This window comes from Streptomyces flavofungini (genome assembly GCF_014650815.1).
GTDB lineage: Bacteria > Actinomycetota > Actinomycetes > Streptomycetales > Streptomycetaceae > Streptomyces > Streptomyces flavofungini.
The window spans coordinates 127,326-143,050 of sequence record NZ_BMVR01000014.1; the positions used below are offsets into that span (position 1 = coordinate 127,326).

General features: G+C 73.4%; 13 protein-coding genes. 3 read left to right on the top strand and 10 right to left on the bottom strand.

Annotated elements, in window-relative coordinates:
• Positions 1 to 2: 2 nt before the first annotated feature.
• Both IE274_RS30785 and IE274_RS30790 read right to left on the bottom strand, forming a co-directional pair.
• Positions 3 to 467, bottom strand: a complete 465-nt coding sequence (locus tag IE274_RS30785; protein ID WP_190119207.1) for an SRPBCC family protein — start codon at positions 465 to 467, stop codon at positions 3 to 5.
• Positions 455 to 1,351: an RNA polymerase sigma-70 factor gene (locus IE274_RS30790; RefSeq protein ID WP_190119208.1), complete on the bottom strand. Its 897-nt coding sequence runs from the start codon at positions 1,349 to 1,351 to the stop codon at positions 455 to 457. Before IE274_RS30790 ends, IE274_RS30785 begins: the two co-directional genes overlap by 13 nt.
• 510 nt (positions 1,352 to 1,861) lie before the next feature.
• Here IE274_RS30790 and IE274_RS30795 point away from each other — a divergent pair.
• Complete coding sequence (locus IE274_RS30795; RefSeq protein ID WP_190119209.1) at positions 1,862 to 2,212, top strand: hypothetical protein; 351 nt, start codon at positions 1,862 to 1,864, stop codon at positions 2,210 to 2,212.
• A gap of 54 nt (positions 2,213 to 2,266) precedes the next feature.
• On the opposite strand, the gene IE274_RS30800 is transcribed toward IE274_RS30795, so the two are convergent.
• The gene (locus tag IE274_RS30800) at positions 2,267 to 3,094 is read right to left on the bottom strand and encodes an alpha/beta fold hydrolase (RefSeq protein WP_190119310.1); all 828 of its coding nucleotides are present in this window, start codon (positions 3,092 to 3,094) and stop codon (positions 2,267 to 2,269) included.
• A 78-nt stretch (positions 3,095 to 3,172) separates the two neighbouring features.
• On the opposite strand from IE274_RS30800, the gene IE274_RS30805 reads away from it, so the two are divergent.
• The gene (locus tag IE274_RS30805; RefSeq protein ID WP_229909917.1) at positions 3,173 to 3,775 is read left to right on the top strand and encodes a sigma-70 family RNA polymerase sigma factor; all 603 of its coding nucleotides are present in this window, start codon (positions 3,173 to 3,175) and stop codon (positions 3,773 to 3,775) included.
• Positions 3,776 to 3,929: 154 nt separating this feature from the next.
• Entirely contained in the window at positions 3,930 to 4,907 is a 978-nt protein-coding gene (gene sph / locus IE274_RS30810; RefSeq protein ID WP_190119211.1) for a sphingomyelin phosphodiesterase, read from the top strand.
• A 100-nt stretch (positions 4,908 to 5,007) separates the two neighbouring features.
• Here the strand turns inward: sph and IE274_RS30815 are convergent, their stop codons facing one another.
• The 7 genes from IE274_RS30815 to IE274_RS30845 form a co-directional block, all read right to left on the bottom strand.
• Positions 5,008 to 6,513, bottom strand: coding sequence for an FG-GAP-like repeat-containing protein (locus IE274_RS30815; RefSeq protein WP_190119212.1), 1,506 nt, complete (start codon positions 6,511 to 6,513; stop codon positions 5,008 to 5,010).
• 196 nt (positions 6,514 to 6,709) lie between these two features.
• Positions 6,710 to 7,627: a cobalamin-binding protein gene (locus IE274_RS30820; protein WP_190119213.1), complete on the bottom strand. Its 918-nt coding sequence runs from the start codon at positions 7,625 to 7,627 to the stop codon at positions 6,710 to 6,712.
• Between the two features lie 15 nt (positions 7,628 to 7,642).
• Positions 7,643 to 8,428 carry an ECF transporter S component gene (locus IE274_RS30825; protein ID WP_190119311.1) on the bottom strand — a complete coding sequence of 262 codons (786 nt, stop codon included), beginning with the start codon at positions 8,426 to 8,428 and terminating at the stop codon, positions 7,643 to 7,645.
• A 65-nt stretch (positions 8,429 to 8,493) separates the two neighbouring features.
• Positions 8,494 to 10,260, bottom strand: coding sequence for an ABC transporter ATP-binding protein (locus IE274_RS30830; protein WP_190119214.1), 1,767 nt, complete (start codon positions 10,258 to 10,260; stop codon positions 8,494 to 8,496).
• The gene (locus tag IE274_RS30835; RefSeq protein WP_190119215.1) at positions 10,257 to 11,456 is read right to left on the bottom strand and encodes an energy-coupling factor transporter transmembrane component T; all 1,200 of its coding nucleotides are present in this window, start codon (positions 11,454 to 11,456) and stop codon (positions 10,257 to 10,259) included. Before IE274_RS30835 ends, IE274_RS30830 begins: the two co-directional genes overlap by 4 nt.
• 2 nt (positions 11,457 to 11,458) lie before the next feature.
• Positions 11,459 to 12,337 (bottom strand): hypothetical protein, encoded by an 879-nt coding sequence (locus IE274_RS30840; RefSeq protein ID WP_190119312.1) that lies wholly within the window; start codon positions 12,335 to 12,337, stop codon positions 11,459 to 11,461.
• Positions 12,338 to 12,378: 41 nt separating this feature from the next.
• A complete protein-coding gene (locus IE274_RS30845; protein ID WP_229909918.1) occupies positions 12,379 to 15,213 on the bottom strand; it encodes a prenyltransferase/squalene oxidase repeat-containing protein in 2,835 nt (944 codons plus the stop codon).
• Between the last annotated feature and the right edge of the window lie 512 nt (positions 15,214 to 15,725).

The following is a 15,725-nucleotide window of genomic DNA, read 5'->3' on the forward strand; positions in this document are numbered from 1 at the left end:
ACTCACCCGGCAGCCGAGGCCCGAGGACGGGCCAGCGCGCTGTGGGCGGCGTCGAGGATGTTGCCGAAGGTGCGGGTGATGATCGGGCGTGCCACGCGGCGGGTGAGGAAGCCGCCGATCAGCGGGACGGGGATCTCCGCGCGGGTCGTCCAGCGGACCAGCGTCCCGCCCTCGACCTCCTCGAAGGTCATGCGGCCGAGTTCGTGCCGGGACGGCGGGAAGCTGCGGTCGACGACGTACTCGGTGGCGTAGGGCGGGTCGTACTGGGTGATGCGCTCGCTGAACCAGCCGATCAGCCACAGGTGGTTGCGCACCGCGCCGACGCCGTACGGCGCCGACTCGCCCGGCCGGGCCAGGCGGCAGCGCACCACCAGGGGTGAGCGCGTGTAGTTGGTGGTCGTCGTGAGCCAGTCGAAGACGGTCTCGATCGGTGCGGCGACGACGCGTTCGACGATCATGGTTTCCACGGCTGGTTGCCTCCTCTGTCGAGCGGGAGCACCGTCTCTGCGCGGTGCAGCTTGTCCGGATTGCGCATGCCGTAGAGGCCGGTGATCCGCCCCTCGCGGATCTCGAAGGCGACCAGCCAGTCGAGTTCACCGTCGGTGACGAAGCGCGCGGCGGGCATGCCGTTGTACGTGGCGTACTCGACCTGGGTCGCCGAGGTGATGCTGCGGATGACGCCGAGGACGAACCGGGCGACCTCGGTGCGGCCGACGATCGGGCGGCGGGCGGCGACGACCTTGCCGCCGCCGTCCGAGATCTGTACGACGTCGGGCGCCAACAGGTCCATCAGGGCCTGCACTTCACCGCTCGACGCCGCGAACAGGAACCGCTGGACGATCTCGCGGCCCGCGTCGGAGTCGGGCTCGAAGCGGCGGCGGCGCGCGTGCACGTGGCGGCGGGCCCGGTGGGCGATCTGCCGGACGGTGACCTCGGTCTTGCCGATCGAGGCGGCGACCTCGCCGTGCGTGTAGCCGAACACGTCGTGCAGCACGAACACCGCGCGCTCGGTCGGGTTCAGGGTCTCCAGGACGAGCATCATGGCCATCGACACCGACTCGGCGAGGATCACGTCGTCGCTCACCCCGGGCCCGGTCCGGATCGGCTCGGGCAGCCACGTGCCCACGTACTCCTCGCGCCGCGCCTTGGCCGCGCGCAGGTGGTTGAGCGACTGCCGGGTCACGACGCGGACGAGGTAGGCGCGCGGGTGCTCGACCGTGGCCGGATCGACCGCGCTCCACCGCAGATAGCTCTCCTGCAGCACGTCCTCGGCGTCGGTGGCGCTGCCCAGCATCTCGTAGGCGATGGTGAACAGCAGCGCCCGGTGCTCGGTGAAGGCGTCCTCAGCCATGGTCCACCCCCACCACGCCTACGCGTCGGCACTTGCGCATCACACCCTGCTCCTCTCGTCGGCCGCCCATCGAGACACCCCGCACCGGGAAACCGTGACAGTTCTCCGGTGTGATCCGCTTCACAGCCAGGTGGGCCTGGGTCGCCCCGTCCGCGTCGGCGGTTCCGTGCGGGCGGGACACCGCTGCTGCGCGCGGCACACAGCGCTCAGTACTCCCACCCGCAACACCCTTCACACCGGCCGTGAGGCAGGTGCGGCCAGTGGCGACAAATCGCCCAAGAGAGGGTGCGATTTCAACGAGTCGCTGCGTTGAGACGGCGGACGGGGGCATAAGGATGGCGGCGCGGTGTGGACGTTCTCCGGCCGCGGCAGCGGTGCCGGGCGTGCCCCGACCGGGCAGAGCGTCGTCCCGTGGTGACGCGGGGTGGCGTACAGCGGCCGCGGGCTGGTCGGCACCACCGCAGAACGGACCGTGCCCTGCCCGTCTCGCACCCCGCACTGGAGACGTTGATGACCGACCACCGCGCCTTGACTGCGGGTGCCGCGCTCTTCACCGTGAGCGCCGTGTACGCCGCCCAGTCCCACGCCTGGCTGCCCGCCATCGGCCTCGTCCACGGCGCCGGGCTGCTGGCCGCGCGCGCCCGGCGCGAGCGCGCCGCCCAGCGCTGCGCCCGGGCCTTGGCGCAGCGCGCCGAACTCGCCGCCCGCCCCAGCCCCGAGCCCCCCTTCGCGCCGTCCCTGCTCAAGGAGGTGGGCCGCGCCTGGACCGAGCTGAACGCGGCCTGCTGCCTGCACGCGTGGCTGTCGCGGGGCACCGAGCACGACCCCGCCCACTGCCACCGGGAAGCCCCGGCCACCTGAGTCGGCCGTTCGCCTCACCCCCAGGTCCAGGTCCAGGTCGGCGAGCCGCACGTCTCACCCCAGGAACGCCGACGCCGTTGCCACGAAGCGGTCCGCGTCGTCCAGCCAGGGGAAGTGCGACGCACCCGGCTGTACGACGTACGTGGCATCGGGGAACAGGCTGGCGAATACCGCCGTCGGCGCGGGCGGACTGTTCAGGTCGAATTCTCCGGCGAGGAGGAGGACGGGCGCCGGGAACGCGGCGAGCGCCTTGCGCGTGGTTTCCGGGGTGAAGACGCCCTCGGAGCCGAAGAGCGCGACGGCCTCGTCGTTGCGCGGGCGGCTGTCCGCGTGGTGCTTGGCGGCCGCCTCGTCCCATCGGCCGTAGAAGAAGGGGGTGAGGGCGTCGCTGTCGGCGTCCGCGCCCCGGGTGAGCGCCTCCAGGGCGGCGTACGCGGCCGGGAACCACGGCTCGTCCTTCCGGGCCTGCGCCAGCGCACGGCGCTCCTCCCCCGTGACCGCGATGCCGACGGCCCGGGAGCCGGGGGTGATCAGGACGAGCTTGCTGACGCGGGCGGGATGGCGGGCCGCGTACTGCGTCACGACGTTCGCACCGGCGGAGTGGCCCAGGAGGTCGATCGCAGGCAGGGCGAGGTGCGCTCGGAGCGCCTCGATGTCGTCGGTGAGCCGGTCGCAGCGGTACGTGGACGTGTCCTCGGGGGCGTCGGACCCGCCGGTGCCGCGCAGGTCCAGGAGGATCAGTCTGCGGTGCGCGGACAGGCCGCCGAGGTCACCGAGATAGCTGGCGTCCGCCGGGCCGCCGGGGACACAGACGAGCGGGGCGCCGGTTCCGGTCTCGCGGTAGGCGAGCCTGGTTCCGTCAGGTGCGGAGAAGGTGGGCATGGCCTGGATACTGCCAGCCATAACCAGGTTATACAACCTGGTTATGACGGCGCGGCCGATTCGGTGTATAACCGGGTTGTGGCTGCTGAAGAGAGTGCGCGGCGGAGCCCCGAGTCCCTGACCGAGGAGCAGGCCGAGCGGATGCTCGCCTCCATGAACGAGGTCATCCGCGCGGGCGAGGAGATGCGCGGGCTCCGCGCCGAGATGATCAAGGTCTTCGTCCGGTTCGGCTGGACCCAGGACAGGATCGCCCGGCTCACCGAGATGAGTCAGCCCGCGGTGTCCAAGCAGGTCGCGAAGTACAGGCAGGAGGACGACGCGCCGCCCCCGCTGGACCTCGCCCTGGACCAGCACGACATCCCGTGGCTCGAAGGGCGCCTGTGGGGTCTGGCCGAGGAGATCGTCGAGACGACCGGGGGTGTTGCCCGCTGCGCCGGTTACGTCCACGCCATCGCCCGGGGCAAGAAGCGCTTCACGCCGCAGAACGTCGACGCGTTGCGGCGCCTCGTCGAGGAGGACCTGCGCACGGCCGGGCTGCCCGGCGGCCACCGGGACGCGTACGACAGGATCAGCCGCGGCCTCGACGTTCCCGTGCGCGCCGCGCCCACCACCGCACCGGCCTCCGTGCGCCGCGCCCTCGCGTGCCAGATCCAGCGCGACCACCTGCGCCACGCCCCCTGACGATCCGCGAGCAGGGCACCGCGTGTACAACTTGTGATGACACGTCAAGTGATCAACACACGCAGGCCACCTGGGCGTAACCGGCGCTGCCTTGGATTACGGCGCCGGTGTCGCCCTCGCGGCCCGGTCCCCCACCCCCACAGGGAGAACCCTCATGCCCCACTCCACGCCGCGCACCCGCACGGTCGGCGCCATCACCGTGGCACTGGCCGCGACGGCGACGCTGGTGGCCACCGCCCCCACCGCGTCGGCGGCGAGCACCCCGCACCTGAAGGTGCTCACGTACAACGCTTTCCTGTTCAGCAAGACGCTGTACCCGAACTGGGGCCAGGACCACCGCGCCGAGGCGATACCGGCCGCCGGGTTCTTCCGGGGCAATGACGTCGTCGTCCTCCAGGAGGCCTTCGACAACTCCTCCTCCGCCGCGCTCCAGGCGAACGCCAAGGCCGCGTACCCGCACCAGACTCCCGTCATGGGCCGGTCGAAGAGCGGCTGGGACGCCACCGGCGGCGCCTACTCCGCGACCACCCCGGAGGACGGCGGGGTGACCGTCCTCAGCAAGTGGCCGATCGTGCGCAAGGAGCAGTACGTCTACAAGGACGCCTGCGGCGGGGACTCCTACTCCAACAAGGGCTTCGTCTACACCGTTCTGGACGTGAACGGCACCAAGGTCCACGTCGTGGGCACCCACACCCAGTCCACCGACCCCGGGTGCGCCGCGGGCCAGGCGGCCCGGACCCGCGCCGAGCAGTTCAAGGAAATGGACGCCTTCCTCGACGCCAAGAACATCCCGGCGGACGAACAGGTCATGGTGGCGGGCGACTTCAACGTCGACCGGCACAGCGGCGAGTACGCCTCGATGCTCACCGACGCCGGGCTCGCGCCTGCGGACGCCCGCACCGGCCACCCGTACTCCTTCGACACGCAGGACAACTCCATCGCCTCCGAGCGCTACCCGGACGACCCCCGCGAGGACCTCGACCACGTCCTGCACCGCACGGGCCACGCCCGCCCCGCCGACTGGCGCAACGACGTGGTGAAGGAGACCACCACGCCCTGGACCGTGTCGAGCTGGGGCAAGGAGTACACGTACGACAACCTGTCCGACCACTACCCGGTGATCGGCGGCTAGCAGGGCACAGCCAGGGACGACAGCGGGGCGGGGACGGAACGCACGGCGGGTGCCGTGCGTTCCGTCCCCGCCCCCGAGCCATCGGCCCGCGTACGCCGGATCAGCGCAGCGCGCTGCCGAACAGCGCCGCGACGGACGGCGCCGCCAGGTCCTTGGGACCGAAGGCCACGGAGTTCGTGGGGGTCAGGCCCGTGGCGGTGCCGCGCAGGGACCACAGGGCGCCCGCGTCCGCGTTCTCGTGGACGGAGGCGGCCGCGAGGTCGCTGCGGCCGTCGCCGGTGACGTCGAGCAGGGCGGTGGCCGCGCCGAACTGGTCGTTCTTCTCGGCGACCCCGGGGACGCCCGCGGTGTTCTGGTGGAAGGCCTGCGCGCCGGTGCCGGTCACGCCGCCCGCGGTGCCGCGGACGAGGACGACGGAGCCCGCGTCGGTGACGCTGCCCACGTCCTCGCCGGGGACGCCGAGGGCGATGTCGGCGTAGCCGTCGCCCGTGACGTCGCCGACGGCGAGGGCGTCGCCGAAGCGGTCGCCCTCCTCCTCGGCGCCGGGGACGCCGGGCGTGTCCTGGTCGAAGGTCTGGACGTTGTCCTTGAGGCCGTTCGCGGAGCCGAAGGCGACCGTGACCTTGCCCTCCTCGTCATAGCCGCCGCCGGCCACCACGTCGTCGTAGTGGTCACCGTTGATGTCGCCGACGGCCAGGGCGCCGCGCGATCCGAAGGCGTCGCCCCGCGTGAAGCCCTTGGCGCTGCCGTAGAGGACCTTGTTGCCCCACGAGCCGTCGCCGTAGTAGTCGTTGACAGCGATGTCGGCGCGGCCGTCGCCGTTGATGTCACCGACGGCCTGGGGGATGGTCGGGCCCTTCACGGAGCGGGGGCCGTCGACGCAGACGTCGGGGTTCTGGATGCAGGCCGGGCTGGGGATCTCGTCGTCGTCATAGCTCGACCACTGCGACTTCTCCATGAAGTCGAGGGTGGCGGCGGGGGTGCCGGTGCGGGTGAGCGGGCCCTTCCAGAGGTTCGCCTTCTGGCCGACCGGGTCGTCGCCGTGCGAGCCGACGCCCGCGAACAGGGCCAGGTCGGTCTTGCCGTCGCCGTCGAAGTCACCGGCCTGCGGGGCGAACCCGTAGGCGGCGATCTTCGTGCCGCCGGTGAGGCCGGACTTGGCGCCCCACAGGACCACCGCGCCGGCGCTCCCGGCCTGGCCGCCGGAGCCGATGACCAGGTCGGTGAAGCCGTCGTGGTCGAGGTCGCCCTTGGTGAAGGTCCTGCCGAACTCCTGCTTGGTGGCGGCGGCACCGGGGACGCCGCTGGTCGAGCGGCTGATGATCTTCTTCTGGGCGGGGTCGAGGCCGTTCTTCGAGCCGTACGTCACCGCGACGTACCCGGCCTGCTTCTTGCCGGAGACGGTGGCACCGGGGGCGCCGACCACCAGGTCGGCGAACCCGTCGCCGTTGAAGTCGTCACCGGCCTCGGCGGCGGCCTTCTTGGCGGCGGGGGTGGCGGCCTCGGCCTGGCCGTGCCCGAGGGACCAGGCGGTGAACCCGCCCGTCAGCAGGAACGTGGCGATCAGAGGTGCGGTGAGACGTACTCGACGGCTTGCTCGCGACATAGGGCTTCCTGTGGTTCCTTCGCTCGGAGGTCGACTGGGCGAATGTCCCGACGGACGGAGTCCGATGGCGGAACGTCCGGAGGAATTCACCCGCACTTCATGTCACTTGACCCTCATCGATGGCCAATGGTTGTGCTCCACGGCAGGACGCACAGCCTTCCCCCGCCGGTTTTGGGGCGCCGCGGCGGAGCGCGGCTCAGCCGAGCCGCCGGGCCTCCTCCTCGGAGACCGGCTCCCCGGCCGCCACCCCGTGCAGCACCTGGGCGAGCACCTCCGCGCCGCGCACGACGCGCGGGCCGGGGCGGTTGAAGTACGCCGGTCCGTCCAGGACCCAGACGCGCCCGTCGCGTACGGCGGGCAGGTCCGCCCAGCCCGGCAGCGCCTCCAGGAGCCCGCGTTCGCGCAGGGTGCGGTCCGGGCTGAAGCCGCAGGGCAGCACCAGGAGGACCTCCGGCCGGGCGGCCCGCACGGCCGCCCAGTCCATGGGTCCGGTGTGCTCGCCCGGAGCCGCGAGGAGCGGCTCGCCCCCGGCGCAGTCGATCTGCTCGGGCACCCAGTGCCCGGCGGGCCACAGCGGGTCCAGCCACTCGATCGCGACGGTACGCGGCCGGGGGCGCCCCCGCGTCAGCTCACGCACGGTCGCGAGCCGCCGCAGCAGCTCCTCCCGGCGTTCGCGCGCGACCGCGCCGACGCCCAGCAGGTCGCCGACGCGCACGAGACAGTCCAGCACGTCGTCAAGCAGCTTCGGCTCCAGGCTGAGCACCCGCGGGCCGTCGCCCTCAAGCACCCGGACGGCGTCCCGCACGCTCGCGTACGACACCGCGCACACGTCGCACAGGTCCTGGGTGAGCACCACATCGGGGGCGAGGCGGGACAGGGCTTCGACGTCGAGGGTGTAGAGCGAGGACCCGTGGTGCGGGCCGCCGCCGACGGCCGCGGAGATCTCCCGGCTGCCGAGCGCGTCCGAGGAGAACCCGGCCGAGGTGACCACGGGCACGGCGGACACGCGGGCGGGCGGCCAGTCGCACTCGTGCGTGCGGCCCACGAGGTCCTCGATCAGGCCGAGTTCGGCGACGATGTCGGTGGCCGCGGGGAGCAGGGAGACGATGCGCATGCCCCGACGGTACGTTCAGGGGCTGCCGGGCGCCTCGTCCACCCCGTCCGCCGCCGGGCGCGCCGCCGGTGCGAACCGCACCGGCGCCTGGAAGCGGGCCTTGCGCGCGGCGCGCCTGAAGACGGTGAGCACGGCCGGTCCCGCGAGCAGCACACAGACGAAGTTCGTGACCGCCCGGCCCGTGTCCCAGCCCAGGGACGTCGCGAGGTCGAAGGCGATGTAGCGCTGCCACTGCTCGGTGAAGGGCAGGCCGGGCAGATAGGCGATGGAGCTGTTCGGATCGAGGGAGAAGGGCCAGAAGGACAGGTTCAGGAGGAACCCGAAGAGGTAGCCGGACACGGACCCGTACACCGCGAGCAGCAGCACTTCGAGCCGCCCGGTGGCCCGGGGCAGCAGCCCCGCGAGCATCCCCACGAAGGCACAGCCGAACATCTGGTACGGCATCCACGGCCCGACCCCGCCCGTGATGAGCGCCGAGGCGAACAGCGAGGTGCAGCCGAGGGTGAAACCGAAGCCGGGTCCGTACACGCGTCCGGCGAGCACGAGGATGAAGAAGACGGTCTCGATCCCGGCCGTGCCCGCGCCGAGGGGCCGGATCGCGGCGTTCACGGCGGAGAGCACGCCGAGCATCGCGAGGGCCTTGGAGTTGATGCCGCCCTCGGCGATCTCCGAGATCACCACGCACAGGACGAGGACGAGCAGCACGCCGAAGATGAGCAGCGGCGCGTACGTCGAGCCGAAGGTTCCGGGGGCGACGACGAACGGCCAGAAGAAGGCGACGACGCCGAGGAACGCGGCCATCGCGATGACGACTCCGGCGCGGGGGGTGATGCGGATCGCGGTGGTACGGGGGTGCGCGCGCTCGCTCACCGGGCTCCCGCCTCCGCCGTCGTGAGCGCCGCCGACGCCTGTTCCACCGTCAGGTACGGCAGCGGGGCGAGGACCTTGGCCACCTGCGGCGCGAACACCGGTGAGGCCACGATCACATCGGCGGCCGGGCCGTCCGCGACGATCTCGCCCTCGGCCATCACGACCACCCGGTCGGCGGTGCGGGCGACGAACTCCACGTCGTGCGTGGACACCACGACCGCGCGCCCCTCGGCCGCCAACTCGTCCAGGATCGACGTCAGTTGGGCCTTGGCGCGGTAGTCGAGGCCGCGGGTCGGCTCGTCCAGGAGGACCACGCCGGGCGCGGCGGAGAGCTGGATCGCGAGGACCAGGGCGAGTTTCTGGCCCTCGGACAGGTCGCGGGGGTGGGTGGCGCCGTCGATGCCGGGGGCGAGGCGGTCCAGGATCGCGCGGGCCGGTGGCCCGTCCGCCACCGCCGACTCGGCCTCGGCCTGGTCGAGTTCCTGTCGCACGCTCTCCAGGTAGAGGAGGTCCGTGGGGGTCTGGGGGACGAGCCCGACGAGGCGCCGGGCCTCGGTGGCGGGTACGGCGCCCGGGTCGCGGGAGCCACCGGACTTGCCGGTCCCGGGGGCGCGGGAGTTCCCCGCCCTGCCGGTCCCCGGATCGCGGGCACCCCGGCCCGTACCGGCCGCCGCGCCCCGCGCGCCCGGCGTACCCGCCGCCCCCCACGGCACCACCCGCACCGACCCCTCCGTCCGCGTCCCCGACCCCTGCAGCGCCCACAGCAACGACGACTTCCCGGAGCCGTTGCGGCCCATCAGCGCGGTGGTCTCGCCGCCGCGCAGCTCCACGTCGGCCTCGCGGACGGCGGGCAGGGCCTGGCCCCGGTAGCGGACGCTCACGCCCCGGGCGTCGAGCAGGCGGGGCTGTCCGGCCGCCGGGGCCGGGGGCCGGGCGGCGGGGACGGGCGCCCCGGCGAGGCGGGCGCGCAACGGGGCGGCGGCGCGGCGCGCGTCGCGGACCGACAGGGGCAGCGGCGTCCAGTCGGCGCGGCGGCCCAGTTCCACCACCGGCGGGGCGATGGTGGTCGTACGGAAGACGTCGGCGGGCGGGCCGGAGACGACGCGGCCGTCGCCCGGCAGGTGCAGTACGCGGTCGGCATACTGGACGACCCGCTCCAGGCGGTGTTCGGCGAGCAGTACGGTGACGCCGAGGTCGTGGACGAGCCGGGTGATCGCGGCGAGGACCTCCTCGGCGGCGGTCGGGTCGAGGGCGGAGGTGGGTTCGTCCAGGACCAGGACGCGCGGGTGGGCGGTCAGGACGGACCCGATCGCGACGCGCTGCTGCTGGCCGCCGGACAGTTCGTGCAGCGCGCGGTGGCGCAGGTCGGCCAGGCCGAGCAGGTCCAGGGTCTCCTCGACGCGCTTGCGCATGGTGGCGGGCGGGACCGCCAACTGTTCCATGGCGTAGGCGAGTTCCTCCTCGACGGTGTCGGTGACGAAGCCGTCGAGGGGGTCCTGGCCGACGACGCCGACGACGTCGGCGAGTTCCCGGGGCGGATGCCCGGCGGTGTCGCGGCCGTCCACGGTCACGGTCCCGTACAGAGTGCCGCCGGTGAAGTGCGGGACGAGGCCGTTGACCGCACCGAGGAGGGTGGACTTGCCGACGCCGGTGTGGCCGACGACGAGGCAGAGTTCGCCCTCCTCGACGGTGAGGTCGACGTCGCTGAGGACGGGTTCGACGGTGTCGTCGTACTGGACGCTGACGTGGTCGAAGGTGATCACTTGGCGGTGGCTTTCTCGGTTCGCCGGGCGGGGACGCGCGGGGCGGCCTGCGGGGCGGTGGTGGGCAGCGGCGGGGGCGCGAGGAATCCGGCGGCGCCCGCGAGGAGGATCGCGACGGCGGGGACCAACGGGAGCGTGGGCCAGCTCAACGGGTAGAGGGACGGGTTGAGTTCGGCCGCGTCGAAGCCCACGTTGGTGAACAGGAGCACGGCGGACAGCACGCCGCAGCCCGCCACGGCCCACTCCTCGAACCACCACGGGTCGGGCCGGTACGCGGTCCGGGTGACGCGCCGCCCGCCGAGCCGCAGCCCCGCCACGCACAGCAGCGCCCCGGCCCCGAGCGCGGGCAGCCCGAGGAACGTGGGCGTGGAGGCGTCGAGCAGTCCGTACGCACCGGCGCAGAGGCCGCACATGCCGAGCAGCATCAGCGCGCCGGTCAGCCGCCGGGAGGCCTTCGTGGCGCTCCCGGCCCGGCCGTAGCCGCGCGAGTCCATGGCGGCGGCGAGGCGCAGCGAGCGTTCCAGGGCGTCCTCCAGTACCGGGACGACGATGCCGCGCAGGGCCCGCAGCCCCTTGCTCCGGCCCGCGCGCAGCCGCCGGGCGCGGTGCACGCGCTGCACGCTCTGCACGAGTTGCGGGGCGACGCTGATCGACACGGTGACGGCGACCCCGAGTTCGTACAGCGCGCCGGGCAGGACGCGCAGGGCGCGCTTGGGGTTGGCGAGGGTGTTCGCGGCGCCGATGCAGCACAGCATGCAGGCGAGCCGCAGCCCGTCGACGGCGGCCGACAGCACGGCCTCCAGCGAGACGGGGCCGCCGAGTTGGATGCCCGCGTACCAGTCGGGGGTGGGGATGTGCGGCAGGGAGAACAGGAAGTGGTCATGGGGGGTGATGCCGGTGGCGAAGACCGCCCGGAACAGGACGCGGATCGCGACGACGGTGAGCGCGAGGTACAGGTAGTACTTGAAGCCGCGCGCCCAGGGCGCCTCGGTGCGGCGCATGCCGATGACGTAGCCGAGGACGGCGAGGACGAGCAACAGCAGCAGCGGGTTGTTGGTGCGGCTGACGGCGGTGGCGAGGGCGAGCGCCCACACCCACCAGGCCAGCGGGTGCAGGGTGCGCGGCAGTCGGCGCTCGTCCGCGCCCGGCAGGACACCGGACACGGACGGCCGTGCTGCGGCGGTACGGTGCGGCACCCCTACTCCGTACGGCGGCGGCGCCTGGCCGCGTACGCGCCGGCGCCGCCGACCAGCAGGACCAGGGCGCCGGTGAGGGCGGCCGGTACGTACGAGCCCGTGTCGTGGGCGGCGTCGGCGGCCGGGGCGGCGTTGACGACCTTGGCGGACGGACCGGGTGCGGCCTTGGCCTCGCCCGCGCCGGAACTCGCGGCGGGCGAGGGCTTCTTGGTGGCGGAAGGCGACGGTGACGTGCTGTGTCTCGGCTTCGGCTCCGCCTTCGGCTTCTTCGGCTTGGGCGCGGGCTTCTCCGTCACGGGCCGTTCGGGGGCGGGTCCGGTGTCGACGCCGGGCGGCAGCGGCTTCGCGGTCTTCGTCTCCTGCGGGGTGCGGGCCTTGCCGCCGGTGGGGCGGGTGTTGCGGGCGCGCAGTTGGTCGGGGCTGACCGTGGGGCGGCCCTTGGTGCCCTCGATGTTGGTGCCGCCGAAGATCCACAGGTCGACGCTGCCCGGCTTGGGTTTGTAGAGCATGGCGCCGAGCTGGCTGTACTGCCAGGTGTTCGAGCCCGCGTCGGCGTGCCAGTACGACCAGTAGGCGGTGGCGGGCGGGGTGAGGACGCAGTCGTCCTGGGCGGGCGTCGGGAACTGCTTGCCGCCCTTGTAGCCGCTGTAGCCGATGCGGCAGATGAACGCGGGGCCGTCGTGGCCGGTGCCGGTGGTGCGCCAGCCGCCCTGGTTGAGCAGTTCGTAGCCGGTGGTGGGCGTGGTGCCGCAGGAGCGCAGGATCGGCCCGCCCCAGTCGCTGAAGTCGACGGCGAGCACCGCACCCGACCTGGTGGTGCACTGCCCGATGGGCCGGGGTGCGGCGGCGGCCTGCCCGGTGGTGGCGGCGAGCGCGCCCATGGCCAGGGCGAGGGCGCCCGCCGCGCTCAGGAGGCGGCGGATCACCGGTCGCCTGCCACGAGGCCGCGGCGGCGGGCGACGACGAGGGTGCGCCAGCCGCCGAGGCACAGGGCGAGCGCGGCGAGGGCAAGTCCCGTCACCTGGGCGCCCGTTGAGGCGAGCGGGCCGGTCGGGGTGTCCCCGGCGGCGGAACCGCCCGCGCCGCCCGCTGCCCCGCCCGGCGTGACGATGTCGGCGTTGCCGTCACCCGCACCGCCCGGCCCGCCCGGAGGACCGTCGGAGGACGCGCCCGGCGGCTGCGGACGGGTGCCGTCCAGGTCGCGGACGAGCGTGCCGAACGAGGTGCCGATGGCGCCGCCGAGCGCCTGCGTCGAGGCGCGGACGTCGGAGCCGCGCTGCCCGCCGGCCGCCACGTTGAAGCCGCCGTCCCGGTTCTGCTGCTTGGCCAGGAACTTCCGGGCCTTCTTGATCTGGGACTTGTATGTGGGGGCGTCCAGGGACAGGCCCTGGATCGCGAGGGCCGCGGAGTTCACGGAGTCACCGGACGCGCCGGGGAAACCGCCGCCGCGGAGCTGCTGGGACGCGATCCACTTCAGGCCCTTGGTGACGGCCTTCTTGGCGCGGGTGTCCCCCACCAGGTCCAGGGCCATGGTGGCCATCGCGGTGGAGTCCACCTCGGAGTCGCCGGTCGGCGGGATGAGGCTCGGCCAGGCGCCCGAGGTCTTCTGCAGGCTCCGCAGGTACGCGACCGGGGCCGCGGCCGCGCGCTTCTCCCCCGCACGCAGTTGCGCGATGACGCCGAGGGACTGCGAGAACACCGAAGGGGCGTACCGGTAGGCGCCCTTGGCCGCGCAGCTGCGGTCGGCGCCCTGGCTCTTCTTCTTGCACACTGCCTTGCCGAGTGCCTTGATCAGGTCGTGCCCGGCGAAGTGGCGCGGGTCGCGGCCGACGGCCTGGGCGAGCACCGCGACCTTGCCGATGGAGCCTCCGGCCGCGTGCGACGTCCCCACGCCGGTCCAGTCGTTGACGGTACGCCCGGTGGTGCTGGCGTCCTTCCCCTTGCCGTCGAGGAAGTCGACGATGCCGCGCAGGGTGTTGTTGCCCGTGCCCGTGGCGGCCAGCGCGTAGGCGCCGTCGATGGTCAGGCCGAAGTCGGCGAAGCCGGTCCCGGCGACGTTCTCGTAGTAGTGGCCCTGCTTCAGCCGCGAGCCCGCCGTGAGGTAGGTGGTGCCCTTCTTCAGGTCGGGGCCGTCACCGGGGCGCCACGGCGGCTTGACGCCGGCGGTCGGGGGCTTCGACGGGTCGGGGTCAGCGGGGCCGGTCGGGTCGGTCGGCGGCTTCGTCGGGTCGACGGGCGGCTTCGGCTGGTCCGGGCGCTTCGTGGTGAGCGCGGCCAGGCTGGTGCGCGCACCGGCGAAGGCGGCGGGCCAGGTCGGGAAGATCTCCGGGTCGGTGGCGCCCTCGTCGGAGCCGAAGCCGCCGGACTCGGTCTGCTGCCGCGACAGCCAGGACACGGCGGCGTCCGCGCGCACCGTGTCGCCGAGGAGCCGCATCGCCTGGGCGGAGCGGGCCGTGGTGGTGACGTCGCCGGTGGTCACGCCCGGGTAGGCGGCGACGGCGCCGGTCGGGAGCTGGGCGCCACGGAGGTTCTTGCGGGCCTTCGCCACGGCGTCGGCGTGCCCGCCCGCCTGCTGGAGGGCGATGGTCGCGTAGGGCGTGGTGGCGGGGTCGCTGTACGAGCAGGCGTCGCCGGCGCGCAGCAGCGTCGGGCTGAAGCCGCCGTCCTTGCACTGGTGGGCGGCCACGCGCGCGACGGCGTCGGCGGGGATCTTCCGGCCCGCGCGGTGCAGCGCGAGCACGGCGAGCGCCTGGGTCTCCACGTCGCCCACGCCGGGGAAGTCGCCCTTGGCGACGCAGTCGGCGGTGCCGCCCGCGGTGCACACGCTGCTGCCGAGGTCACGGGCCAGGTTGTGGCCGCCGAAGGAGTGCGGGTCGCCCTCGGTGCTCTCGGCGAGCAGCGCGAGCAGGGCCGCGCCCAGCGGGCTCGGGGCCTTGTCGGCGCCCTGCGGGTAGGCGAACTCCTCGGTGCGCGCGGCGAGGTAGGACTTCATTCGGTCGAGGGTGCCGCCGCGGCCGCCGGCGGCGGCGAGCGCGAGGGCGGTGTGCGCCGTCTGGTAGAGGTTGGCGTTCTCGGCGCCCTCGTCACGGATGTGGTCGCCCTCGGTGAGGCGGCCCTTGAGCCAGGTCCGCGCGGCCTTCAGGTCGACCTTGCCGGGCTTGACGTTCGGCGGCTTGTCGCCGGGGTCGCTCTGGCCGCCCGCGCGCACCTGGGCGGGGGTGAACGTGGGTCCGCCGCTGGTGCCGTCCACGTCGGTGGCGCCGAACACCCAGGCCTCGACGGAGCCGTTCTTCGGCTTCTGGCTCATGGCGCCGAGCGGGCTGTACGTCCAGTAGTCCTGGCCGGGCGGGGCGATCCAGTACGACCAGTAGGCGGTGGCGGGCGGAGTGAGCCTGCACTTCTCCTGGCCCGACGTCGGGTACTGCTTGCCGGAGTTGAACTTCTTGTGCCCGAGGCGGCAGATGAACGCGGGGCCGTCGTGCTCGGTGCCCTCGGTGCTGAATCCGGCCTCGTGCAGCAGGTCGTAGCCGGTGGTCGGGGTGGCGTCGCAGCCACGGACGACGCCGCCGCCCCAGTCCGCGAAGTCCACCGCGACGACGGCGCCCTTGGTGCGGGTGCAGGAGCCGATCGGATCGGCCGCCGCGGGGGTGGCCGGGCCGAGCAGCAGTGCCCCGCCGCCCAGCGCCGTGGCGGCCGCGCAGAGCAGCGCGAGACCTCTTGTACGTATGCTCCGGACCCGTCCGGTTCCCTGCCCCACCACTGCCCCCTGGGCGTCAGCCGCAGCGGAGTTCACGTGGTGGCAGGCCCGGGGCCGGGGCCCGCGTGGAGAAACCGTCCGAACCACGCCGTAGTCCGCGACGGCGTCAATCGCTAGCCCTCAGTCCAGGTAATCCGGCTCGCCCGCCGGGCACTTGCGGTGCTCGGCGAACCTACGGTTGCGGGTCAGCGCCGGACTTCGACCGGCTTCCCCTGATGACTGAGCTTGGAATCGGCCGAATTAGAGCACAGTTGCGAATGAGGTGGCAAGGGTGTGCGGGTTCTGTGTGGTTCGAGTACCGTCCTGTGCTGCCGATCGGGGGAATCTGGTGCGAACCCAGAGCTGACGCGCAACGGTGTGGACCGGCAGGGAGCCGGGCCGAGCCCGAATGCCCGAACGGCCAGCGTCAACGGACGTCGAACCCACGCGCTCGGGCGACGGCCGCGTGTCGTCGGGCTCGGGTGCACACACAAGTGGACCGGCCGCGGGGGGGACGTGAGGCCGCCGCCCCC